18 protein-coding genes and 1 pseudogene are annotated in these 25,975 nt (G+C 37.4%); all 19 read right to left on the bottom strand.

All coding sequences use genetic code 11. The annotated features are described in order from the left end of the window. Nucleotides 1–117: 117 nt before the first annotated feature. The 19 genes and pseudogenes from spoIIP to LRP83_RS06685 all read right to left on the bottom strand — a co-directional run bounded on the left by spoIIP (nt 118) and on the right by LRP83_RS06685 (nt 25,961). On the bottom strand, nt 118–1,026 hold the full coding sequence (gene spoIIP / locus LRP83_RS06775; protein ID WP_230495931.1) for a stage II sporulation protein P: 909 nt from the start codon (nt 1,024–1,026) through the stop codon (nt 118–120). Then, nucleotides 1,016–1,555 carry an RNA polymerase sigma factor gene (locus LRP83_RS06770; RefSeq protein WP_230495930.1) on the bottom strand — a complete coding sequence of 180 codons (540 nt, stop codon included), beginning with the start codon at nt 1,553–1,555 and terminating at the stop codon, nt 1,016–1,018. Before LRP83_RS06770 ends, spoIIP begins: the two co-directional genes overlap by 11 nt. Before the next feature lie 294 nt (nt 1,556–1,849). Next, nucleotides 1,850–2,047, bottom strand: coding sequence for a hypothetical protein (locus tag LRP83_RS06765; protein WP_230495929.1), 198 nt, complete (start codon nt 2,045–2,047; stop codon nt 1,850–1,852). 87 nt (nt 2,048–2,134) lie between these two features. Beyond that, entirely contained in the window at nt 2,135–2,467 is a 333-nt protein-coding gene (locus LRP83_RS06760) for a hypothetical protein (RefSeq protein WP_230495928.1), read from the bottom strand. Between the two features lie 478 nt (nt 2,468–2,945). Then, nucleotides 2,946–4,853, bottom strand: a complete 1,908-nt coding sequence (locus tag LRP83_RS06755; RefSeq protein ID WP_230495927.1) for a Xaa-Pro dipeptidyl-peptidase — start codon at nt 4,851–4,853, stop codon at nt 2,946–2,948. Nucleotides 4,854–5,524: 671 nt separating this feature from the next. Then, on the bottom strand, nt 5,525–5,734 hold the full coding sequence (locus tag LRP83_RS06750) for a hypothetical protein (RefSeq protein ID WP_230495926.1): 210 nt from the start codon (nt 5,732–5,734) through the stop codon (nt 5,525–5,527). 562 nt (nt 5,735–6,296) lie between these two features. Then, nucleotides 6,297–6,803 (bottom strand): DUF2199 domain-containing protein, encoded by a 507-nt coding sequence (locus LRP83_RS06745; RefSeq protein WP_230495925.1) that lies wholly within the window; start codon nt 6,801–6,803, stop codon nt 6,297–6,299. Between the two features lie 242 nt (nt 6,804–7,045). Continuing rightward, on the bottom strand, nt 7,046–7,408 hold the full coding sequence (locus LRP83_RS06740) for a hypothetical protein (protein ID WP_230495924.1): 363 nt from the start codon (nt 7,406–7,408) through the stop codon (nt 7,046–7,048). Between the two features lie 36 nt (nt 7,409–7,444). Beyond that, nucleotides 7,445–7,753 (bottom strand): hypothetical protein, encoded by a 309-nt coding sequence (locus LRP83_RS06735; RefSeq protein WP_230495923.1) that lies wholly within the window; start codon nt 7,751–7,753, stop codon nt 7,445–7,447. Between the two features lie 75 nt (nt 7,754–7,828). After that, nucleotides 7,829–8,146: a hypothetical protein gene (locus LRP83_RS06730; protein ID WP_230495922.1), complete on the bottom strand. Its 318-nt coding sequence runs from the start codon at nt 8,144–8,146 to the stop codon at nt 7,829–7,831. Nucleotides 8,147–8,321: 175 nt separating this feature from the next. Then, on the bottom strand, nt 8,322–8,621 hold the full coding sequence (locus LRP83_RS06725) for a hypothetical protein (RefSeq protein ID WP_230495921.1): 300 nt from the start codon (nt 8,619–8,621) through the stop codon (nt 8,322–8,324). Between the two features lie 133 nt (nt 8,622–8,754). Further along, nucleotides 8,755–9,156 (bottom strand): hypothetical protein, encoded by a 402-nt coding sequence (locus tag LRP83_RS06720; RefSeq protein WP_230495920.1) that lies wholly within the window; start codon nt 9,154–9,156, stop codon nt 8,755–8,757. A gap of 518 nt (nt 9,157–9,674) precedes the next feature. Further along, nucleotides 9,675–10,049 (bottom strand): annotated as a pseudogene (locus LRP83_RS06715) (NUDIX hydrolase); the annotation flags it as partial. 381 nt (nt 10,050–10,430) lie between these two features. Then, complete coding sequence (locus tag LRP83_RS06710; protein WP_230495919.1) at nt 10,431–10,955, bottom strand: hypothetical protein; 525 nt, start codon at nt 10,953–10,955, stop codon at nt 10,431–10,433. Nucleotides 10,956–11,222: 267 nt separating this feature from the next. Then, nucleotides 11,223–12,686 (bottom strand): SMI1/KNR4 family protein, encoded by a 1,464-nt coding sequence (locus LRP83_RS06705; RefSeq protein WP_230495918.1) that lies wholly within the window; start codon nt 12,684–12,686, stop codon nt 11,223–11,225. 329 nt (nt 12,687–13,015) lie between these two features. Then, nucleotides 13,016–24,001, bottom strand: coding sequence for a S8 family serine peptidase (locus LRP83_RS06700; protein ID WP_230495917.1), 10,986 nt, complete (start codon nt 23,999–24,001; stop codon nt 13,016–13,018). A gap of 295 nt (nt 24,002–24,296) precedes the next feature. Continuing rightward, nucleotides 24,297–25,241: a malate dehydrogenase gene (gene mdh, locus LRP83_RS06695; RefSeq protein ID WP_230495916.1), complete on the bottom strand. Its 945-nt coding sequence runs from the start codon at nt 25,239–25,241 to the stop codon at nt 24,297–24,299. Between the two features lie 32 nt (nt 25,242–25,273). After that, a complete protein-coding gene (locus LRP83_RS06690) occupies nt 25,274–25,678 on the bottom strand; it encodes a BMC domain-containing protein (protein ID WP_230495915.1) in 405 nt (134 codons plus the stop codon). Continuing rightward, on the bottom strand, nt 25,671–25,961 hold the full coding sequence (locus tag LRP83_RS06685) for a EutN/CcmL family microcompartment protein (protein ID WP_230495914.1): 291 nt from the start codon (nt 25,959–25,961) through the stop codon (nt 25,671–25,673). Before LRP83_RS06685 ends, LRP83_RS06690 begins: the two co-directional genes overlap by 8 nt. Between the last annotated feature and the right edge of the window lie 14 nt (nt 25,962–25,975).

The raw sequence follows: 25,975 nt of genomic DNA, 5'->3' as shown, positions 1-25,975 counted from the left end.
TAAGATCCTGCATATTTTGGACTTCTTAAGATTGATAGTAATGGAAAAAACGCTTACCGTTACTTCCATACAGAATTCATACATTATTTAAATCCATAACTTTCTAATTTAATGAATTTATTTCGAATTTAGATAATCTGCAACTACATTAGCAAAAACATCCACTGTTCTATATTCTTCTTCTAATGTATTTTCAACCCCACCTACTTCTAGTATCAATGAACTTTTTAATAGATCTTGATTGTAGGTGCTTTGTTCATTGTCATTTGAGCTTGATTTAACAATAACTCCTCTTGATAAACCTGGGTATTTTTTTTCAATTTTACTCTGTAGATGTTCTGCCAACTTTTTATTTTCTTCGTAATTACCACTAGAATCTGAAACTACGAATCCAATCCTTGCATATTCGGTACCCTTTAGATTTATAGTTGTATATTTTCTTCTACCTGAATCTCTGTGTATATCTAATGCCAATTTAATGCTTGAATTATTTTCAAGTGCCTTTTTGACAACTTCCCTAGACACTTCATATGAATGAGCAATGGTTAAGCCCCTCTGCTTCATATTCTCCATTACATCACTCTTATCATGAATAGCATTTATATTTCTTTCTTTTAATGCTTGGCTCATTCTATTTCCAACCAAAGTAATATTTTTCGTTTCGTGCCACGCTTTACCAGGCTCTTTAGTATCAGTCTCTGAGAAAAATGATTCCTGATTATGAGTTTGATATATCAAAACAGATGGTTCCTGTTCATTTACTGTGGATGATTGCCTTCCTTCTCCAAAGGAGCTAAGGTGATTGGTTATTACCTCTTTTCCACTAAAAAAGAAGAACCATGACACAGCTAAAACGAATAGTGCTAATCCGCTTGTAGTAAATGAAAATTGTTTAATCTTCCTTTTCCTATTTAACTTTCTAGCAGATTGTCTTAGTTTATTTTCTGTCGCCGAAACAAAGCTTGCACTTGGATTAAGAGGATACGTATCTTTAATGAGTTCAAATAAATTCTTATTAGTTAGCATTGCCAATAACCTCCTCTATTTGTATATTTAACTTCTTTTTAAGATCTTTTAGCGCTCTGTGATAATCTACTTTTACTTTTGACTGGCTACATTGAAGAATTTCAGAAGTCTCTTTTATAGAGCATTCATTGATTCCTCTTAATATTACTACTGCTCTGAAATTTGGTTTTAATCTTGAAATAGCATTATGAACAGCTTGTTTCATTTCATTATGTTCAATTATGTCGTTTGGTTTCTTATCCGTAGATACTAACTGTTTAAAAAATCCCTCAGAAAAGATTAAACTGAACCTTTTCTTTCGAAAATGATCAATAGCTACATGCTTTGCAATTGAAAAAATCCAAGTCTTTAAATTACTTACTCTAGTTAGGTCAGACATATTATTCAGTACACGTATAAACACTTCCTGAGTTAAATCTTCAGCATCGTTCTGACTTCCTGAAAAACAAACCAGGAACCTGTATACATCTAGATAATGCAGATGATAAATCTTACTAATTCCGTCTTCTAGGTTTTCTGTATCAATCAAATTACTCCCCCCCTTATATATGTTTTCATGTATTAATCGAATAAGCATTGGGTAAAGTTACAAGAAATTTTTTGGGTAAAAGAAAAAGTATCATCCTGATTATTTTCTTCATTACCAAGGGTTTTCCTTCAAGATATATACCTCTCTTAATGAATAACCTTTCAGGGGCTTGTTATAAAAAGAAAAAACAAACCAAGAATTCACAAGTTTGAAAAAAACTTGTAAATTCTTGGCTTCATCCGATCATTGGTTAAGTTATAAACGCCTTCGCTAGTGCAATAAGAAATTAAGTATTTATTTGCTAAAAAGTCTTTTAATAACGTCAATAATTAAAGGAATTCCACAGATAACAAATAAGATAAAGCCACTGTAATCAAATATTGCTTTAACTACATCCAAAACGTCTTCCCAAAAAAAGAATTCTGGTAGAGGCAATATCATCAATATTACCCCAACAATAAATCCAAAAAATAATGTTCTTTGTCGCTCCATATTTTCCCCTTTCTTAGACTAAAGCTTATGGTTAGTTACATATAGTAATTTTCAAATAACAATATCTATGATAATTGAACTTTCTGATTATTCCATAATGAGAGAAGTAATAAGATAAACAAAAGCTATTATTACTAAGATAAAAATTGTTAAGTGTAGTATATGAATAATGCCATTAATATGTCTTTTCCTTTTTTTCTTAAATTCTCTCATTAAGGCAGCAGTTATAGCTGTTGCTGCAACTGAAAGAGGAAGACCATACCCAAAAGCTGTAGTTAGTATTAATCCACCCTCATAGTTAAAAGATGCGTCAAGTATGCCAGCAACCGATAGTAGCAAAAAGTAGTAATTTGCTGTTGCTATAAGGCAAGTAAACATTATTCCTATTTTTGAATCAATACTCCTTAAAAAGTTCAACATAAAATTCACTCCAATTTACTTACCTATTCAAATACATATTTTTTAATATGTAAATTTTACCATATATTATATCGGCCGAATACAATTAATATTTCTTCCGCTAAAAAACCAGCTCTTTACTATCCTAACAACCTAAAAAGCCCAAAACACGATAGGTTATATGAATAAACCTTTGCATATTTTGGGCTCATTTAGATAAATTGCTATGGAATAAACGTACCCGTTACTTCCATAAGGTTTTATATTATTTGCTGCTTAATAGAGGATTCCTTCTTGTTTTTTATTAGATATTATCTCAAATAATTGCTAATACCAACTGTATCTCTATCAAGTTATTTATGCTCTATTGAGGAGGTAATACCACTCAACAAATGGAGCTGGAGCTGGAGCTGGGCATATTTAAAAGTCGAAATCTATACTTTCTTATCTCTCAAAAAAAGAAGGATTAGTCATGAAACCTAATCCTCCTTTTTTGATCCTATTGATTAAACGCGTTACGCCCGCCGACAATTGGCAATGTAATTTCACTGCGAGTTGGAATTACAGTAATTTTTGTACCGGCTTTAGGACGAATCGTGTAGTCGTAATCGCTAGCGATAAGAACAATCCCGATACGGTGCCCTGCCTTAAATACATAATCTTTAGGCTGCATATCCCATTCAAAAGTGTAATCTCTGCCAGGAACTAGTGATTCTGAACGATCTGCGGAACGGAGATTTTGTGGATCCACCCAGCCACGCGATACAATTACTGGACTTGAACTACTGTAATCAACTAGCAATGCTGTTAAATTAGCAACAGGACGGTCAATGCTTGCACGGATGCTAACTGTAGGCGTCCCGCTCAACCGGACCAAATCAGTTAATTCCGGAGTCACATAAGCCAATCGGTTTGAAGAATTTAACTCTGGATTGGCAATGAGAGTATTTGCCTTTTTCATTGGATCATCAATGATGGTTTGCGTGTTATGCGGCTGGTTTGGAACAGGATTTAGATGTAACGCCCCTAAATCATTGCCCGTTCCTGTTAAATGAAGTCTTGTTGACACTGTGCCAGGTGCTGGCCAGCTTGCTTCCTTACTCCAAGTTCTGTCCTCACGCTGAATATCAACAGCAGGCTCATTCATAACCCCATTTTCAATCCCATACAGATAATAGTCAAACCATCTATTTTGTAATTGCGGCCAGTTATTGCCTGATGGACTTGAATGGGCACCCTGATGGAGCCACAATCTACGAGGGACATTATTTTCTCCTAATGCGTCCCACCACTGTGCAAATTGTTTTGTCTTAACATTCCAATCATTCAGCCCGTGAACAACGAGAACACTAGCCTTTAAATTCCTGGCATCCTTCACATAATCACGGTGTGCCCAGAATTCACTGTAATCCCCTGTTTCTCTGTCTTGTGCAGCTTTTAACTCTGCAATGACATCTTTACATACTTGTGGATTTTTACGAGTTAGGACTGCTTCAGCCATATTGTCTGCATCTTCACCTTGGTAGCCTCCAGGAGCTATAACTGCTCCGTTTGCACGATAATAGTCATACCAGCTGCTAATTGCTGCAACTGGGATAATAGTTTTCAGTCCTTCCACACCTGTTGCAGCAACTGCATTTGGCAAGGTCCCATTGTAGGAAGTACCTGTCATCCCAACGTTTCCAGTGGACCAATCAGCTGATACCGCACTCCCATCCCCTGAATAAGCTTTCGCACGCCCGTTTAACCAATCAATAACGGCTTTTGTACCAAGAATTTCTCGTTCATCGCCCGTTGTTGGACACCCTTCTGATTTGCCTGTCCCGATACTCTCCGCAAGTATAACACCATAACCACGAGGGACATAGTAATTCCCTAAAGAACCAAGATTGGCAGCTTGACCTTCCAAAAGCGCGAATGGTTTTCCTCCTCGTCCATTCCCGTTACCAGGGTGTTTAACAGGAATTAAATCTACATTGACATTAAAGACAGGAACATTTAAAATTCCGGAGCGATAGGGACTCATCTCATAAATGACTGGTACTTTAACACCTGGTTCCGTTTTAGGACGGTACACTTTAATAGAGACTCGGTCACGTTTCCCATCCCTGTCGCTGTCTATCTCTGTCTCAACAAATAAGTCTTCAATTATTGCCTCGTCCGTAGAGTAGATTGGTTTTGTCATTCCATTTTCTAGTTCAATTCTGGTTGTGTCTGATGCGGTTTTCGGGATCAGCCCATTTAGTGGGGTCCCTTTCAACTCAAGAATCTCACCCTTGGCTGTCGCTTCTAATGTAGTGGGTAGATTTTGCTCGTTTGTTGCTTTTACTGTCCAGGATTCTACCCCTGCAAGGTATGTAAGAGATAGAACAGAACATAAACTGATTGACAAAACCTTTTTCCTCAAATTTTTTCCCCCTCATATTATCGAAATTTTGGCGATTTCCACCAAAACCAATAATATCACTGAGCAGTTGTAATTTTTGTATTATTCTGTCAAATATCCAAAAACAGGATAATAGTATCGGACAGAAACGATGAGCAATAGCACAAAAGACCTGTTCCTGTTGCAGAAAAGCAGGGAATTTTACTAGTTGTTCCATAAGACAAAAATAGTGTGATTGATTAAGAGATTTATAGTTAAATTAATTGCATAAATCTCAATGCAGACAGGTTTTGCAAATCCCCTTATTTTCTGTCCTCATAAACGCCCCATGAGGACAATTTCCCCTTTTCTATACTGATTTCTATAATCATAAGGACAATTTTCAACCAATATTTTACATTTACTTATTTCATTTTTACCATCAACTAAATGCCCCTATAGTTAAAGTACAATCTTTCACAAATACAACACTAGCATTACCATATATATTCAATTTTTCTTGGGTTTCTTCCTCCATTAAATGGCCCGATTGTTGAATAGAATGACTCGTATTTTTTTAAACGACTTTATTGTAAATTAAAAAACTTTTTTGTTACTTAACAAAACAAGCCAAAAGTACACAAGTTATGTATTGAGCTGTATCTTTCGACTGATTTTGATTCTTACTTTGTAAGATAAGCCTTACGTTAGTATCAGATATTTTTATCATGGTTTTCTTTCTTTTTAACTTTAGAACGTATTAATGACCCAATAAATATTAAAGCAGTTCCGATAATAGTCATAGCTCGAAATACATTTATTGATTCTAAGTAACCCAAAGGATAAATTATTGCGCTGGATAATATTCCAAAACCAAAAGAACCTACATTATAACCGACTAATTTTCTATCCACTAAATCCAACAGCCCCTCATAAAACAAGATCATTACCATTTATATCCCAATTCGATAAACAGGGATGTTTTTCCTTCTTGAGAACTATTGCGTCTCTGGCACAAAAAAAAGACTGTTCTTATTGAACAATCCCTCTTCGTTACTTCAATATCTTTAGTGTCGTATAAGTTAATTCAGACCAAATGATTTTAGTAAATAAGTAATAATAGGAAATAAAATCATTATCATGATACTTTGAAACAGAGTGATAATGAGGTCTTTTTTCCATGTATTTTTCTGAGGATATCGTTTTGTCAATCTTTGAAAAACCAGCAGTATTACCCACCAAATTAATACTGTATAAATAACTGAACTAATGTCTGGATAGAACAATTGTATCTCCTCCCTTTTTTCATTTACACTTAATGTATATACGGGAAGTCATGAAAAAAGTTCCTTCTGCAATTAATGCTGCGTCATTGATCCGATGAATATAAAATATTCAGCATACAACTATGAATAAAAAGTTACATACTCTCGGCTAGTTTTGATTCATACTTAAGAAAGATAAGCATCCGTTAGTTTCTTATCATTATTTATTATCGCATAGTTCAACTGCGATTTCTTTTACGCGTTCAATAGACACCCCATCCCTTAACTCAACGGCTAGTGGATGATCTGTGGGCTCTAGTTCTATATAAGGTCTAATTCCATCTGGTCTTGGATGCACTAATGCCTTTAAGTTAACGGTATCTGTATAGCAAGGTAAAGTAGGAGATAACCAGCCGTACATTGGTTCTAATAATTCTTGGGTATCCCAGTTCTCTTTAACTTTATTAAAATTAGTTTCACTCAAAGATACCCACACACCCCAAATTAGGTATTCATCGGTCCCATTGATAGGAATTTCAATGCATCCACGAATAAAGAAATGTTCGTTATCCATAATACATAAATCTTCATTTAATTCGAATCTATCCTCCTGCTCTTCAGGTGAAACAATATGGTAATAGACGGGGGCGGGGTTTCCATAACTTGTAGGGAGTTCTTCGTGATATTTACCGCAGCAATTGCAAGTGTATCCATTGATATTAGTCATTTTTGTACCTCCAATAAATAAACTAGCATTTTTATTTATTTTATAATTCGTTCTGCAAGGTACTTATTCTTTCTCACTCATGTTTGTTGTTCTTACGAAATCAAGTACAAATAAACCGATAACCCACACAAGTAATGATAAAAACTTGTATACCCTCAGCTAATTGAATTTATCTGTAATGGAGAAAGCTCGTCGTTACTTCCTTAAACTTTACCCATTCTTAAATGGTGCACAATTTCTCTCTACAAAAGTTTATCTTTATTTTCTACCTGCCAATGTCTGATTATTTTTATTAAATCATTTGTTAAAAAGTATTGATTATTGGGAACATCGTCTGGGATGAATTCCATTTCTATTAATGTAGTATCTTTATTAATTTCTAACCAACACATATTGCCACCTATACGCTCTCTTTCAGAGACACCATCAATTACGCGTTGGAAATATGGTAAGTAAATCGGTTCACTAAAACCTTCCATGTCTTCTAATAGATATTCTATTAAACCAAACTGTTTTGGAAATCTAAATTTTTTCCATTCATCAGTGGCATCAAACTCTATAAAGTAATTTAATTGCATTAATATCAATCCTTTGATTGGTTTCATTGGTTGAAACTTGCTAAATTATAGCACGTCTTTAGTTTAATATAATTGTGAAACTTCTTGGCAGTGTTTTTTCAATTCCATTAAAGTAAAAAACTGTGTTTTAGGGTATTCTGAACGGTTTTCCTTAGTATAGGTTAAATGGACAATCGCATATTGATTCAACTCATTTATCCAATAAACTACATCATCATTATCTTGTCTTCTTGCTACTGCGACAGCATTTTTTCCGTAAAGGATGTGACTTGGTGACAATTCCTTTTTTAGTTCAATCGTAAGACTTTCTGCGAAGTTACTAAAAATCACCCACCACGGTTCCGCCATAAATTCTTGTAATCTGTCATGCATAAAAATCACCCCTTTATATCAGTAAAAACTGAATTAGTTTTCAACTCTTGCTTTCCGTTACTTCAATAAGGGATGTCACCTTTTTTTAAACCAATTCGTTATTCTTTCTGTAAATTCCTTTACTTCAATAGTAGAAAATTCACCATTTGAACTCATCTCCATTTCTTTGATAACTTCTTCAAACAATTTTAGGTAATCATTCAATTTATCCCGTCCCTCATTAGGATTACCTTTATATCGGTACAAAATGGATAATACTCTATTGGTATATTCATCATACTCATCTTCTGGACAACCTAAAGATATTAAAGCCAAAGGGTCCCAATCGTTTATCCTCTTTCGAAGTTGTTCAAAGTCTATTTTATATTGTTTTTTTAAGAAGTCCTTAACCATAGATAACCCCCTAACTAATAGTTATTCTTCTTGAACAAACCCGTTTCCTGTAATTACATAACAGCAAAAAAGCCCAAGATACGCAAGGTTATGAATAAGATACTGCATACTTAGGGCTTCTTGAGATGTATTGTTATAAAAAAAACGCTCCCTTTAGTTTCATTAATGGTTTAGACTATTTTACAATTTGAATAACGGCAGCCTTACCTTGTTGAGGATCACCTTCAGTTATTCCATCCTCTAACCAAACATTAACCTCTAAAGGACTATGAAAATCATCCCAGTTTTTGATTTCAGATAAATCAACCCAAATCGGTCCATTTTCTTTATCATCTACTAATATTTCTTTGTTTGCTTTATCAACATCAATTATTATGCCGTGACTGTCAATAGAACCATAATTGGACCCATCTTTACATCCAGGTAATATAAACATAGCAGACAAAAAAACTACTATACATTTCAGGTTAAACAATATATTTCCCCCTCTCATAAAAGTAGGTAGAAAAAACAAACTCTAAATAAAAACTTGTATATATCTTAATAATTATTGTGTTATTTATGGAAGATTAGCCTCCGTTAGCACTTTAAACAATTTAATATTTATTCTAATAGACTGAGATAACTTTCCCCTCTGAATTTAATCCTCGAAACGCAAATACTCCGACATCAGAGAGTTTTAAATAACTATAATGGGCAGCATATCCATTTATTACATCCATTTCTATATACACTGTTGAATGCTCTTTCAATTCGTTTAATGATAAATTAATATCATTACTACTTTTATTACTAACAACTACTTTAACTATTTTGGGATCTACTACCTCGACTGCAAATAAAGTGTCATAAAATTTGTCATCCCTTAGAGTGGCATCCCATGTAAATTTCATCATATTGTCAGTTGTTATACCACTGATTGGACTAGCAGCAGTTACCCGATGGAAGATACCTAAGTCTGTGCTTAACAGTTTGACGTAGTTCTCAGTCCCAGTATCCCAAACTACCACTTTCTTTCTATCAAACTCCTTTTCAAAAACCTTTTCCCCAGCGTGATTTGGAAATGAATTTCGAATGGCTGACTTTTCATTGAACGAATATCCAGTAAATAAATGATTAAAATACCAAAGTAATATTAAAATTAATACACTATAAAGAATTATATATATGGGTTCCTTCTTTCAATGAAATTTATGAGCCTTCTGCCAATCTAAAGCTACTTAATCTAAGTAACTCTTATTACCGCTCATCATCTAAAATGACCTAAGTAGAATGACAAAATATAACCAGCCTGCTAAGGCAGATCTGGTATTCTACCTAACATAAGAATTAATTCGAGATAGTTCACTCAGCATTAAAGTATATTCAACATTAAAGGGGTTTTTCCTTCTATTGGAAATATGTTATAAAAGTTAACATCAAAAAAGCCCAAAATACGCCTTGGATATGAATAAGATCCTGCATGTTTTGGACTCTATATGATCAATTGTTATGGAAAAAAAGCCTTACGTTTGTTACATAAGAGTTCTTATATATTCCTGTTTAGCTTAACTTCAAATTGAGGTTTGGTTACATATTCCGAATAATTAACATTTCCATCAAAATCTAAATAAGCTTGATAACGGGTAATGATTGCTGGAGCAGTAACTAGATTGAGCACTTTTTCTTTTTCAACCCACTTACTTTCTGAAGTTTCATCCGAAATAGCCAATTCTCCGCCTAGAGGTTTGCATACAAAATCTAACATTAATTTTGTAGGTACATCCGTTACTCCATCATACCACTTGTGAATTCCTGTATTAGAATAAACACCGATCAAACTAGATACAGTAATGTCTATTCCGCTTTCCTCTTTTATCTCTCTGGTTAATGCATCTTCTAAATTCTCTCCGACCTCCACTTGCCCGCCAGGAAAGACCTATCCACCATTACGCGTTTTGACTAAAAGGATTTCCCCATTTTCATTTTCTACTATACCGCCTACTGCTACTATATGCGTTGGCATTGCCATATTGTTGACCTCCAAAAAAATCATTAATTTTATTCTGCACTCGCAAAATGGTGTCAATGGTATATTCTGTAAAAGTATTGAAAATCCTTCTTTTTATGATTTTTCTTCTGGAAGTAACCTGCTTCTTTACTATCATTACAAGCGTAAAGAGTCCAAAATATGCAAGGTTATGAATGAACTGCATATTTTGGACCACTTCAGATATTTAGTTATGGAATAAAAGCTCCCGTTACTTCCATAAGAACTGCACGATTCACTAAAAAAATTAGAATTTTATTCTTTTTTCATAAAGTTAATACTAATAATTTCAATCAACTGTTCCACATCAGTAATATCCTTATTTGCATTTAATTTTTCCAAAAATTCTTTATTTGAAATAAAGGCAACACGATTATAACTAAAGCCACCACTGGGTACAATATCAGTTAAAATACCTGCTATCTTATAAGATGGCTTCCTTTCATTCAAAAAGTATAAAATTCTAACAGCCTCTTTAAACTCCAGACCTTCAGGATAAGGAGATTTCTCACTCTTAGCAATTACTTGAATAACTTTACTATTATTATCAATAACTCCATTTTCTTTTACTGTATACTCCTGATAATCACCGTTGTTAACCACTCTAATCATTACTTTTCTAAGATTTTCTTTTGTTAGTAAAATAATATCTGTTTCTATTTTTTCTTGACTTAGTACAGCTCCTTTATCAGATAATTGTGGTCTTAAAGTCCAGAAAATAGTGACAATCACCAAGAGGCTTAGAACTATTAATATAATAAAGTGTTTTTTAGGGATCATTTTATCCACACCTACAATATCTTTTATTATGGATTAGATACATATTCCAATTATATAGACATTCTCCATCTTTACATTTAAATCCTCTTGCTAACCTACTCTCTACTGGATCAAGTTCAAAAAAAACGAGAAAATGAGTTATAATGAATAAAAACTCGTATATTTTCGGCTTTCTGAATCAGTAGCTTAAGCTACAATAGCTACCCGTTAGTTCTACTTGCTTAATCCTTTAATAAGGAAAAAGAACTGAAATATTTCAAATTGTAATTAATCATTATTATCAAGTATCATATCGTAAACAAATGATGCAATACTTTTCCATTCTCGAAGAATATCTCCACCCTCTAGAGAAATTTGTACAACCGGGCAATCCGTACTAGAGTCCTTAGTCAAAACTAGATCATACCAATCTCCATCCGCACGTTTTGCAATTGAGATTCTATTTTGAGGATAATCCTCATTAAATTCCAATCCAACAATTTGTTTTTCATTGCTAAATGTTTCAATTTCTTTTAGAGGTAAAATTTCACACTCAACGTTCAGGTAACCACCATTTATCTTTTTTAATAATTCAATCCAATTAGAAGGGAGATTTATTCTACTATCTTTCATCTCTTTAGAACTAAGTCTTTTATTAAAATCATTTGGTCTAATCCTTTTCTCTTTATTAACTATCTTTAACGCTTCTTTAAATGTAACTTCTTTATATGGTTTAGGATTTTCATCATATTCTTCCTTTGCTTTTTGATGTAATAATTTCAATTCTTCGAAGGCCATATTTCCAATTTCTATTTTACGTCCATAATAATAATTGGGTTTTGGTTCTTTTCCATCTAGTTGAATTGAATTATACGATAACTCATCATGTATAAAAACAGGTTCAAGGAAATCATTTTTACCAATAAAATGGTGATCTTCAAGAATCTCTTTTGCTTTTTTACTTATATAAAACCCTTGCCATCCTGGAAAATAACCAAAAGCAAAATCAGTTTTAGGTAGATAATCTCTCAAAAAACCCTCATTAAAATCTATTAGAAATTCACTGGAAATACACATACCAAGGTATTTTTTTAGTCTAGATGGTAATTCTATATTCTTGTCTATGCAATCAGCTTTAAACCTACTAACAGCGATTCTACCTAATTCTCTATGATTTAAATATTCTTCAATCAATTTTCCATCTACCCAAGGAGAATCAATTCCTCTACCTATAAAATTCAATACAACAGGCATGTACCATTGCTGAGGTGGTGCATATCTCCCTATATCCTTACACCATAAAAATTCAAGTCCTGTTAGCTTATGTTCTTCTACAACTCTCTTGAATTTTTCCGAAACAAAAGGTCTTGCTGCAAATCCAATACCGATATTAACATTTGGAGGGATGTATGCTCCTTTTATACTCATTAAACTACCTTGATATTCTGTAGTCTCTATCGTATTTATTGGAAGGTATTTATACCAGTCTGATTCCCCATAAAACTTTTGATAATATCCACAATTATGATCAAACACACTATTGTTTTTTCGGGCATAATCTTCTAGAGAATCTAAAAATTGATCTATTTTTGGATGATTAAAATTAATACTACCACTTCCTGCAAATCCACATTTTATTTTAAAAGGCGCTGTAAATTCATTTACAAATTGATTACGTCTTGCTACTTCCTCATCGTCTCCAAAATTTACACCTTCAAAGCCAATAGAAAAGTATATTTCTTCTTTTATCAAGGACACTCCCACCATTACTATTTATTATTACTGAAACAATTCTATAAAATGGATTGAAACTCCTCTAGTGAAATAAAAAGTATCGCAAAGGAAAAATTTAATGCTAACTTTTTTGTTTCTTTATGCAACTAACCTGCCCGTTACTTCCATAATGACCTCAAATCCCAAGCGTATAAATATTCACAAATCAAACTTTTATACACTTTTATAGTGCAATTAAATAATAAAAATGGAGTTATATACAGCTCCATTTTTAATCTAACATTTTTTACTCTAAAAAAAAGAAGCTCAGACTTCAAATAAAAAGTCTAAGCTCCTTTTATTAAATACTAAAACGGTGATTTTCCAGTCAATAATCCAATATGATCCATCAACCTTAAGAATACAACAGCTGCTTGAGCACGGGTCGTGAAATCCTTTGGCTTTAATTGGAAATCAGCATTCCCTTTGATTATGTCATGCTTGATTGCGTAGGCAAATGCCGATTGAGCCCAGTCCCCTACTTTAGTGTAGTCTTTATAAGGTTCTAATAGCTTTTCATCAGCGAGATTACTAGGGTCAACCTGTAAGGCTCTAAAAATCATCGTAACCATTTGTTCGCGTGTAATTGGGGCATTTGGCATAAACTTTCCTTCAGAACCCTTTACTAAACCTAACTTGACCGCTTGATCTAAATGGTCTTTATACCAAGCATTTTTCGGTACATCCGTAAAGTTTATCGCTTCATGTTTTGGATAATCTATTCCTGATGCAATCGCAAAGTTCACGATTAGTTTGGTAAATTGCGCTCTTGTAATGGCCTGATTCGGTTTGAATGCTTCAGGAGTGACCCCACTTACAAAATGACGGCTGACTAATACTTCGACCTCAGGTCTACTCCAGTTATTTACCATATCGGCGAAACTGTGTTGATATACAAGAACAGCATATTTCCCCCATTGGTCAATATTCGTGTAGACTAGCTGCTTAGAAATATCCACGACGCCACCAACATAGATCCACTTCTTCGGATCAAAGTCATCTTGACGATAGATTCCTAGCTTGCGATTATCGGCGCTTTGTAACACTGAGGAATTATATTGAATCCCAATCGTCAGTGGTTTTTTGAATCCAAGCTTACCTTCTCCTAAAATCGAATATGCAGGAGACAGTTGTCGATATTTTTCACTAGGTAAGGTAAGTGGACTATGATTTTTTTCAATCATCAGCTCGATTTCTTTATCAAATGCTTTTGGCTGAATGTTGAAAGCAAATTGTTGATCGAATACCTTGAAGCTTCCACCCTGCTCTGTGACGGCAACGGTTGTTTTATTTACGTCTGGTTCCTGAGGTTCAGGTGGCTCTATCGGATCTTCAGGTTTAGGGCCTCCTCCTGGTGGTGGATCTACAGGTGGTGGCGTAACCGGACCAGGATTGTTGTTGGCGGATGTTTTTACCGACGTGAACCATCCATCTGACTCATTTCCAACTGTGTCCAAGCTACCGACTGTAATATCATAAGACGTATTGGATTTTAAACCAGTAATCACATAGGCTTCTATTCCCTTCGGCACCATTGCTGATGTGTAATCCCGTTCCTGTTCCGATTCCTTCCATCGGATAACGACTTGGTCGAAATCATCCGCTTCTGGATCATTCCAGGTCACTTTTAGATTTGCAGCTTCATTTTTAACCAAGGCATTTGTTACAGGATTAGGTGCTACTAAGTCAATTTCCTGTTCAGCAGCTAAGGTTGAAACTCTCTGCTTGGATTCTGAAATGTTTCCAGCCTCATCCACTGCTTCAATTCGAATATCATAGACTGTGTCTGCTGTTAGGGTGGATAATAGAACACTTCTAACCCCTTTACTTACTTTTAGCGAATTCGAATATGCCTGTTGACCTTCTTTTCTCCACGATACGATAAGATGGTCTAAATCTAAGTCTTCAGGGTCCTGCCAATTGACTGAAATCTCTTGGATCCCTGCAAACGTGGTAACATTGGAAACCTTTGCAGGCGCTTGATCACGTTCTGGTATAACAACATTCTTAACTAAATCTACCCGTAGCGGAATCTCATTATAACTAGGAATTCCTTGTGATGCCTTGACCGTATATTCATGGCCAACCTCAAGGGTTTCGGTAAAGGTAAGTCTGAATCGTTTGGCAACCTGTTTTTGATTAAATAGAACGGCATCCACTGGACTTATTTCAGCTAGCCCAATTGCCTCTTCCTGGCCAGATTTTTTGACAGAAATAGTCATGTCATTAATCGCATCTACTATCACATGACGGTCAAAGAACAGGTCGATGAAATGGCCTCCTGGGGCAGCGATGACTTCCATTATTCCAGGTGGCAGTAAGGATGTCATACCTATATTCACATCCGTATGCGGTGGAAGGACTGTTAGCTCGTCACTTTCAACTGTGCCAAAACCATCCTTACTAAAGACGACCTTCCATTTTCCTTCTGGCACATCCCAGGCATATTTACCATCGCGTCCTGTAACTTGAGGGTTGATTTGACCAAACCACTCGGCATCCCATTGTTTCCAAGATTTCTCTGATTCATCCCAGAACATTGCCGTTGCTGTTACCCCTTCCATTCGATTGGATTCGTCGACTTCATACACAAATCCACTTGGATCATAAATCCAAATTGGGTCGGCTACTTTTTTGCGATCTTCTTCTTCTTTTTCACACTTTTCATCTTCTGATATAGCTTTCTTTAAATCCTCGATTTGCAGTTCAATGGCACGATCCATGACCGCTTCAATTAATTCGGAGGCACCAAATAATAGTATTGTACCAACGCCAAAGGATGCCGGTCCTGCCACAGCAGCCCCAATCGTCATGGCCCATTTGAGTACTTCCTGAGCCATAAATTTATTGGCAATACTGTTAGCTCGATCGATATATTTACGGGCCGTTTCTGGGTCACAATTTAAAGCCGCTAAATCAATTAATTTCTCCAAATCATCAAGTGTATCTTTACTTTCAACTTGATCGGAAATATCTTTATATGTCTCAAAAGCATCCCAAAGATTAAAATGCTCATTCACATATTTCATATATCCGTTATAGGCAACCTTGATATATTTTCCGACTTTAGCTGCAACTACTGTATTGGTTCTTGTGCCGTCCACTTTTCCATTTATCAACGTCTTTATAACATTTGCTGACCCCGCATTTTGGAATTCACTTTCAGGAATATAGGCAGAGATTGAATAGCTTAGTGTATCGCCTGAAATGGAATAATTTAAGGAAAAGCCATGAACAGACAAGCCCGTTTTCGAAGTCCAATTATCATCAACAGGGCTTGATGTGTATTCAACACTTCGGAATGATGTATTGACACCAATCCCAATTTGATGTCCATGGATGTTCATTTTGCCCTCGGTTGCGGTGTTAAGATGATAAGGATCGGTGTCAGATTGAGAAACATTATTCGTTGTCACTTCAAACTGTTGAAAGCCAGGTACTTGGTTTTCATATTCCTCTTGGGTTGGTATCTCGCTAATGCTCACACTTTTCCGGACATTGTACGACACATAAATCGGTCCTGGTTTTGAAGGACTCACAATAGCAGAATACGATCCGGCAGCTCCTTTACCCATTGACGATTTCCCATTACCAATATGGACTTTTACATCACTCACTCTTGAATCATCTTGGAAATTTAATGAGATATTGAAGGAATGTCCAGGTACATACACATATGGGAATTTAGCTACCCCCTGACCTGGATCAAACGAAACGCTTCTCTCTCCTCCTTGACTCATTTGGACATTGATAATTTCTGGGTGATCATTCTCGTAAGTGACCGGTACGATTTCTGTTAACCAAGATTCTTCACCCCTGATGGCTTCCGCCCGAAGCGAGTGCTTGGATGTCTTATCACTATTGGTTATCCTGATGGTTTGTTTCCAACTTCCAGCAGGATTGGCAATGGTTTGCCCAAGAAATAGGTCTTCGTCATATACATTCACCAAGCTGCCTGCTGGCGCAATCCCACTAATAGTCAAATCCTTTCGTCCCGTAACAAATGGTGCTTCTAGTTTTATTCTAGTTACTTCTACAGAAGCTCCACCAAGCCTTTCCTGTACGGCCAAACCATTATGGGTGAAATGAATGCTTTGCATAACAGATAGATTCGGTTGGTCGTATGCTTTGTCAAGACGAAGATGGTACGCGACCACGCCACTCCCTTTTGAAGGAACAGTTCCGACCGTTACAGCAAACTTATTACTTTCAACTGTTGTAGCGTTAACTGGCTTTCCATCTACTAAAATACTATTCTCAACAAGAGTGGTTCCTGCCGGTATCTCAAGAATAAGCTGTGTATCGGTTGTTTCTTTTGTACTTGAGTTACTGTAGTGATTACGAATTTGCACTAAGCCCCCAGGTAATGCTTCTGAAAGGGTAGTCAATACGACATTTCCAGGTTTACCACCATAAATTCCCGGCCCGAGCAATTTAATTGTACCTAGATCCTTTACCTCGCCTGCTTCCATGTCAAATTCACGATAAGCAGTATGCCCATAAGCTGTCAATTCCAACTGGTACTTGCCGGGTTGATGGATATCGAGCAAAAGCTCAGGTCCAAAGGTTCTCTCGCTAACAGTACTTCTTTTACCTTGTTCATCAATCAGATACAATTTTCCGCGATACGAAGGCCAGCTAGGACTTCCTTCTAGCATCGCTTTTACTTGAGAACCGGTTTGCTCCAATCGTAATTCTACTTTTCCACGATTGCTTGGATTCATGGTCGTTTCTTCACAAGTCTTCGGAAGATTCGATTCCACTCCATCGATACAAACCTTCACCACATCACCTGGTTCCGTATAGACAGAAAGCAAACCACCAGGGTTATTGTCTCTTCTAGGATGGGAAATTTGGAATCTAAAATGGACTAAAACGCGCCAATCCAACTCTAATTTCGTCCACTCTCCGCCTTTATGTTTTGTAAAAATGTCTAGTTCAAGTAAGCCAGGTAAAGGAGTGGTAAAGGCTACATTTGCCTGATTCGCTTTTCCATTTTCTAATAAAACTTCAACATAGTTAGTGGAAGCTACTGTTGGTAAAAATGCAAATACCGTCGCGGCACCTTCCATCAAGTTTAGTGAATAACGACCATTTTCATCTGTAAGCGTTTCTTTGCTTACCTGTTTATTTCCAACCCACTGCATGGCTTGAACGCTTACTTTCGATACCGGTACTCCTGCTTGATCTGTTACTTGACCGGTTAGAGTGGCCGTTTTCCTGGGCAGTAGCTCAATATTTAATTCGTTTTCTCCTGGTTGAAGTACCACTGTTTGTAAAAAATGCCCCATATTTGCTTCTACAGGCCGCACCTCAATTTTTAACTCATCCCCTGTTTTTAGACCAGGAACCGTAAATTCTTGATTACTATTGATGGTTATTGTTCTTGATAAAACATGTCGACCTTCTTGTGTAATCATAACGAGTGAATCGGACTTTACTGATTCATCATGGAAGGTGATTTTCCCACGAAGAGAGGCCAAAATCCGTACTAGTGTTTCCTGTTTGGTCGCTTCACCATATTTAATTGAAATCAACTTTTTGTCGAGAATTTCAAGCTTTATTCCATTTGGACTGGTGATTTGGTAATCATAGTCATCACTTGCAGGGAGCCCAGTGAACGTATAGCTACCGCTGCCATTTAGCTCTTGGCCCGTGTAGATTTTTTTACCTGGACTAGAAATGCTGAGGTAGCTCCCCTGTGGTAATTGGCCCGCTTCAGTCGTAACCTCAAACGTAAGATTTCCACCTACAAATAATAGATTTTGAGAGCCAGTGATTTGAGTTTCTACGCCATTCTTACTGGCTATCCCGATGATTGACTTAATTTGTACTGCTTTTTCAGGAATAAGTAGATTGCCGACATAATTTCCAGGTACAGTTTCTGTTAAATCCACACCAGCTTCCTGCTGCTTTCCATCTGTCGTTTCGTACTGAATCACACCATTCACCGTTAATCCTTTATCACCAACAGCCACAATCGATAGGCTTTCTCCCATAAGGGCATACCGATTAAAACTCAAAGGTGTTGTATAACGAATCGAATTCATCGTGATTCCAGTGGAAACGATACTTTTTTCTACTGTGTATATTTTCTTCTCACTAGACGCATCCATCGACATCACATAATAAGTGTAGCTCGTCAAGTAATCGACTTGATCCGTATAAGTGTTTACAGTGGGGTCGTTTACGGTAGCTACTAACTTCGCCGGTTCCTCACCCGTTCTACGATAAATTTCAAAGCTGGTAATTTGTTGGGCTGGATTAGCCCGTTCCCATGTGAGCTTAATCCGGGCATTCCCTTGAGCTTCAAGGGTTAAATCGGCAAGATTTGTTTCTTCTAATGTTGTCACTTCGATGGTTGGCCCATCCTCTGTCCAAAGATCAAAGCTATTTCCTGCTTGAATACTAAACGTATAACGTTTACCTGGTTCAAGGTCATTGATTTTAACAGAAGTAGTCATTCCCGAGACGATTTTACTTTGGTTATCTCCATAATAAATCTTATAGCTACTAATACCTTGTTGATCGTTTGCTGGGGTCCACGAAAGGGTCACGTATGTTTCTCCTTTATCGATGACCGAAAGCTTGCTTCCGTTTGGCCAGGTCGGTACAGTTGGCTCAAGTATTGTAGAAACAAAAATATCCTTCCAATTGTTAAAGTCATCTGTCACTAATTGATCGGAATAGGAAGAATAGCCAATAATTGTTCCATCTCCATTGATTGCAGGATATTCTGATCCTCCAGCACCCTCCATTCCATTAAAGGTTTGACTTACTAATCGAATCGAACCATTCGTCCTATCGTAAATAAAAATGTCATCGCTATTGTTTTCGTCGCCTTGAACTAAAAGATTTGAAGATGATTCAAATGCTACGTAACGGCCATCGCCACTTACAGCTGGAAAGACACTTTCTCCTGCTTCCTCTCCTGTAAGGGTCACACTGATGAGCTTATTAGCATCAGTTGGATTCTCATTGTCACGATCATGGAGATAGACAAGATATCCAGTACCTTTGCTATAGTTTCGATAATGATAAGCAATATAACGACCATCATCACTTATCGACGGCCAGAAGGCTTCTGTATTACGCTCTCCCTCATCAGGGAAAGCTGATAACCTTTTCATTTTCTTAGTGGAAATCTGGTACAAATAGATGTCTGTTCGGTCATTTAAGTCATTAGCATCCAGATTATCCGCACCTGACATAAACGCAATATAGTCTCCATTCCCACTTATTTTCGGGCCGTTGCTCTGTTTATTAGGAACCGTCCCATCCGCCAATTCAAGCTTTGAGATTTTATCTAGACTAGTATGGTAAACATATACATCACTTTCCCAAGTATCTTCAGGAACTAGATTACTAGCGGATGATTCAAAGGTAATTACACTACCGTCATGATTGATGGATGCCATCGAACTGTTACCAAACATTCCTTTAACGGTAATTTCTTTAATAGTGGTTCCATTCGGTTCATCAAATTTTCCATCTTCATCCGAATCTCTGTCGTATAGGAATACATCTGCATAATGATCGGTATCATCGGTTGAAGTCAAATTAGTCGCAAAGGAATGGTACACAATAAATCGACCATTACCGCTAATTTGAGGATGATGGCTACCGCTGTTTGCTGGGTGACCATCAACAGTTCTACTAATTAATTGTATCGTTTCTGTCATCCGGTCATAAAGAAAGATATCTAAATAATCATTATTTAGGTCATTTCCAACTAAATTATTCGCAGCAGATGAGAATACGATATAACGTCCATCATTACTTATATCCAGCTCTTCACTGCTGCCATCTGCGTCTAAATAGTCATCTGAAATCGAAATACGGGTCGTTTGTGGACCTGTTGGAGTCCGCACAGAATAGACAGGAGACTCTGTTTCATTTCCATCTGCATCAATTGAAACGAACACGATTTCATAAAGGGTAGAGTTCATGAGACCGAAAATTTCTGTCTCTTCCGCTCCCTGACTAATAACCTTGGTTTCTCTAAAGGTAGTCGTTCCCATCTTCCTCCAAAGTACTTTCGCACCAATGTAGTCAATATCCGTTGGGTCCTTCCAACTGACTGAAAGTTTTCCAAAGGACGGTTCCATAACTGGATTCAATATGGCTCCTGGTGCTGTTGTTTCCCTCGTTGGTAAAGTACTAATCTCTAAACTTAGGCTCTCACTCCAATTTAAACTATCATCCCCTACCTGAACGTTAAGGGTATAGCTACTGGCCGGTGACAAATTTTTAACCAAATAAGATTTCCCTTGAACAATATCCATTAATTGATCACCAATAGAAACTTTGTAGTAGAGATTTTCTTCGGTTTGACTATTGTCATGCCAGGTTATATGCACATAATTGGCGCCAATTTGGGTGGCAACTAGCTCTGCAGGTTCACCCCATTTTGGTTCTGGTAGATTACTAGTATTGATTTGTTTAAAATAAATATTGCTATACCCATCTTCATGCTCTGGATTCGTTAAGTTTGTCGCATACGATTCAAAAACGACATAGCGGCCATTTTGCGTGATAAATGGGATCCAGCTATCACTGCCTCCAGGATAACCGAATGGAGATTTACTCAAGAGCTCCGTTTTATCCGTCTGACGATCATGAATATAAACCTGTATCGTTCGGTCTGCTCGAGGATCCAAATCATCATAAGAATGGAAGACGACATGCCTGCCATTTGCACTAATCCATGGTGCCTCATTATAGTCATCACTAGGTTCCCCGGTGATGGTTTTACTAATCAATTCGGTCTTTTGTTCAAGTCGATCACGAACAAATACATCTAAATTCCAGCTTTCATCATTTGGTACTAGTTGATTGGAATAGGATGTGAAGGCTACAAATCGTCCATCTGCACTAATGGTTGGCGAATAGCTATCCATATAGGTTTGTTCTACACCTATTTCGACGCTTAGCTCCTCGGTCGCGCCAGTTTGACTATCATACAGATAGGCATTGAGAATATCCTTGCTATCCTCTGTTGTATAAGCAACAAAGCGACCATCTGGTGTCATGGCTACTCCAGTCGGAAGGTTATTCCTATTTTGATTCAGGCGATTGGTCAGACGTTTCGTTGTATGATTCCAACGATCCTTGATAAAAACATCCCATGTTCCGTTCGAATCCGTTTTATCACCATTAGTAGCATTAGAGGCAAATGTAATATACCGACCGTTTGCACTCATTGCATATGGTCTGTCGGAACGGAGGTAGGTATAGACGGAAATGGCCGATACATCATCAGCTACCTTGTCAATCGAACCGCTGTTGTGATCGTATAGAAATAAATCCTCTCTATTGCCGTTTAAATCTGTTTCATTTGTCAGATTAGTAGCTTTGGAGGTAAATAAGATATAACCACCATCCATACTAATAATGGGTGCGTAGTTATCTCCATTTGCCTGTTGACCATCTACGGATTGGCTGATTCTTTTTGTTTCATTCTTTTGCCTGTCAAAAATAAATATATCAGAGAAACGATTAGTATCTCCTTCTACGAGGTTCGTCGCTTTTGAGGAATAAACTACGTATCGACCGTTTTCACTAGTGGAACCAAAGATACTGTCTCCATTCGTTAGACCTCCACCTTTGGCTTTGGTAATTTTTTCAAAAGCTTCGCCAATCGGATTTGTTTGCACGGTAATCGATGGACCATTTGTCGTTTCATTTCCCCAAATATCGGTGGCTTCTACCTTAAAGGTGTACTCTGTATTCGGTGTTAAGCCAGTAATTTGAAATGGTGATTCTTGGGTGCCAGGTAAAGCGATTCCATTCTGGTATACCCGATAGTTGATTTCACCAGTCTCACCACTTGCTTGCGACCATTGTAAGGTAAGCTGGTCTACTTCTACATTTGCAGATAAAACGCTTCCTTCCGACCATACTGGCGGATTGGAATCACTTCCAGGCAACGAGGTAAGCAGTGATCGATGCATACTCCAGTTTTGTTCGATTAACCCTGATACAATCGAATGCTTTACTTGTTCGGATGTCAATTGCGGATTGACCATAAGCTGTAAGGCAACCGCAGCGCTTACATAAGGGGTAGCGACAGATGTGCCGCTTTTGGATCCATAGGCTCCAGTAGGAAGAGTGCTATATATATTTTCCCCTGGTACAACAACGGTTGCGCCGGGATTGGAACTACCGCTTATTTCAAAATTCTCATTTACCGCACCAACTGAAATTACTCCACCAAAATGGGCTGGATAAAAAGGTGGAGGTCCATCCATGCCACCTTGGACAGGAATCCCATCATCCCCTGCAGCAGCCACAATGAAAATGCCCTGACTTTGCGCATTCATAATCGCATCTACTAAAGAATAATTTTCACCATATTGCCAATCTCGGAAACCAAAGCTTAAGTTCATGACCTTTACCTTTTCGCCATTTGGCCCCACCCATTCAGCAGCACGATTGATGGCATTGGTAATGTCAAAGGTCGAACCTTGACTACTTTCATCGAAAGCTTTTATCGGTAAAATTTTTACAGGGAATATACCTGCTGCACCAGAAACACCTAGTTCATTATTGGATAGTGCTGAGATAACGCCAGCAACATGTGTGCCATGGCCAGTCGAATCTGTGTAATCGCTTTCATCCGCTCCTGTTATCGTATTAAATCCAGGAAATAAACGGCCTGTAAGCTCTGGATGAGCATGATCCACACCGGAGTCAATGACAGCAACCACAATTGGCGACGGCTCGACTGGAGGTGATGCTCCATAGGTTAGATTATTTATCGTATCCCATGCTGCTTCTGCCTCGATGGCTGTAAGCCCCCATTGTGAGGTGTAATCAGGGTCATTGGGTGGTGCACCTTGTGTCTTTAGTACGACATTTGGCTCTGCGAATTGAACCAATTCATTGGAGGTTAGGTCTGCCATAATATCCTGCCAACGTGTTGGAACTGAGAGCTCAACAAGAACTTTACCATCCCTTTCAGCAATTATCTTCCCTTGAATCTCCTTGATCGTTTTCTTTTTTTGCTCATTAGTAGCGGTGTCCTTAAATTGAATTATGACTTCATTATAATTCTTTACCTCTTGTACTTGTGACGTCATCGGCTTTACACCGACCTGTCCGAGCTGAACTGTTTCTGTTGTCGTTTGTAGTTCTTGTTGGTTCACATCTGCTAATTCATTCCCCAAAATGTCCATCAAATCCGGAGAAAAATTGAGATTTTGCTGCGAATCAGAATTCGCATAAACAGAAGGAACAAACGTCCCAACCACAATCATTACCGCAAGAAACGAATGAAAGATCCTCTTAACCATCCTTTCGTGCCTTATCTCCCCCTACCCCCTTTATCGATTTCATTTCAAATAATTTACATAATAATAGTAACAAAGGAACAACGAGGAAAAATGTAGTAATTTGTAACCGCAAAAAAATAAGAAATAAGTCCTGATTTAACGCTTTAAAGCATTCGGGGACTGTCCCCACGTACGTTAAAGGGTTAAAGTTTATTTTAAATAAAAAAGGAAAGTATTCTGTTTAACACAGAATACTTTCCTTCTAGAAAGAGATTATATAATCAAAATGGATCAAGATTTATTTAGGTATCCATCTCTATTTTGTTGTTAGGATTGTCATTACGTTCTGAACTGCTTGCGAAGACTTGTCTAATGCTGCTTTTTCTTCGTCGGTTAATGGAATTTCAATGATGCTTTCGATTCCATTTCCACCTAAGATTGTTGGGACGCCCAGATATATATCGTTGTAACCGTACTCCCCTTCAAGGTAGGCAATCGAAGGTAAAATTCGTTTTTTATCCTTAAGAATTGCTTCTGCCATTTGCACCATGGACGCGGCAGGAGCATAATAAGCGCTTCCTTGGCCAAGAAGATTTACGATTTCGCCTCCACCTTTACGGGTTCTTTCTACGATGGCTTTAATCCGATCGGCCGGTAGGATTTTTTCAAGAGGAATTCCCCCTGCATATGAATAGCGTACTAAAGGTACCATTTCATCCCCGTGTCCACCAAGTACAAATCCGGAAATATCCTCAATGGATACATTCAATTCTTGGGCGACAAACGTGTTAAAACGGGCAGTATCTAATACGCCTGATTGTCCAATGACACGGTTTTTTGGGAAGCCTGTTGTTTTAAAACAAACATATGTCATCGCATCGACTGGGTTACTAAGTACAATAATATAGCTATTTGGTGCGTATTTTTTGATATTCTCTGAAACGTCGATCATGATTTTTTCGTTTGTTGCTACTAAATCATCGCGGCTCATTCCTGGTTTTCTTGGAAGACCTGCTGTGATTAATACTAAATCAGCATCTTGAATGTCCTCATAGCTTGAGGTACCTGTAATATTGGCATTGAAGCCTTGAACAGGGCTCGCTTCAAGCATATCCAATGCTTTTCCTTTAGTAGGATTCGTTTGGGAAGGGATGTCTACTAGAACGATATCGCCTAGTTCTTTTTGTGCAAGCATAAGAGCTGCTGTTGCACCTGTAAAACCAGCACCAATTACCGCTATTTTTCTGCGTTTAAATGCCATTTTTTCTCCTCTTTTCCAAATACTTAAATCGATTATTCTTCCGATTTATCGTCGGATTTCGCTTTTTCTGTTTCCTGTTTCTTTTTAGTAGCCGCTTTAGTTTCCTTCACTGTTTCAGTTGGATTTACGGCTTCTGCCTTCTTTTTTTCTATTTTTACTTTTTTTTCATCCTTTAGTAGAACCTCATTGACATCCTCATCTGGATGGGGAATGACATGTGCAGAGACTAATTCTCCAACTCTTGCTGCAGCAATCTTCCCCGCTTCTACTGCGGCTTGTACAGCGCTGACATCTCCTTGTACAAGAACGGTTACAAGCGCGGCATCAATTTTTTCTTGTTTGATTAAACGTACATCTGCTGACTTCAGCATTTCATCTGCAGCTACAATGGATCCGACGAGACCTCTTGTTTCAATCATACCTAATGCTCTAGCCACGTCCATTCACCTCTTTCTTTTCAACATCGATTGAATCTATTATGCCAACGACGAGAGCATCAATGGGTAATTTCGTTAGTCCGGTCATATTCGCTGCAGCGCTTCCGCGAGTGACAATGACTTTATCACCAAAGCCTGCGCCAATACGATCCACAGCGATAAATGGTGGTTCAACCGAGGACCCATCTGGTCGTTCAGGTTGAATAAATAAAAACTTCAAACCTGATAAATCATCCTCTTTTCTTGTTGCCCAAACATTTCCGACTACCGTTCCCATTTGCATGTACTCTTTCGCCC

It is taken from the genome of Pseudoneobacillus rhizosphaerae, from assembly GCF_917563885.1.
GTDB classification, from domain to species: domain Bacteria; phylum Bacillota; class Bacilli; order Bacillales; family Cytobacillaceae; genus Pseudoneobacillus; species Pseudoneobacillus rhizosphaerae.
Note: the sequence above shows the minus strand (reverse complement) of the source record. Positions and strands in the feature narration are given on the sequence as shown.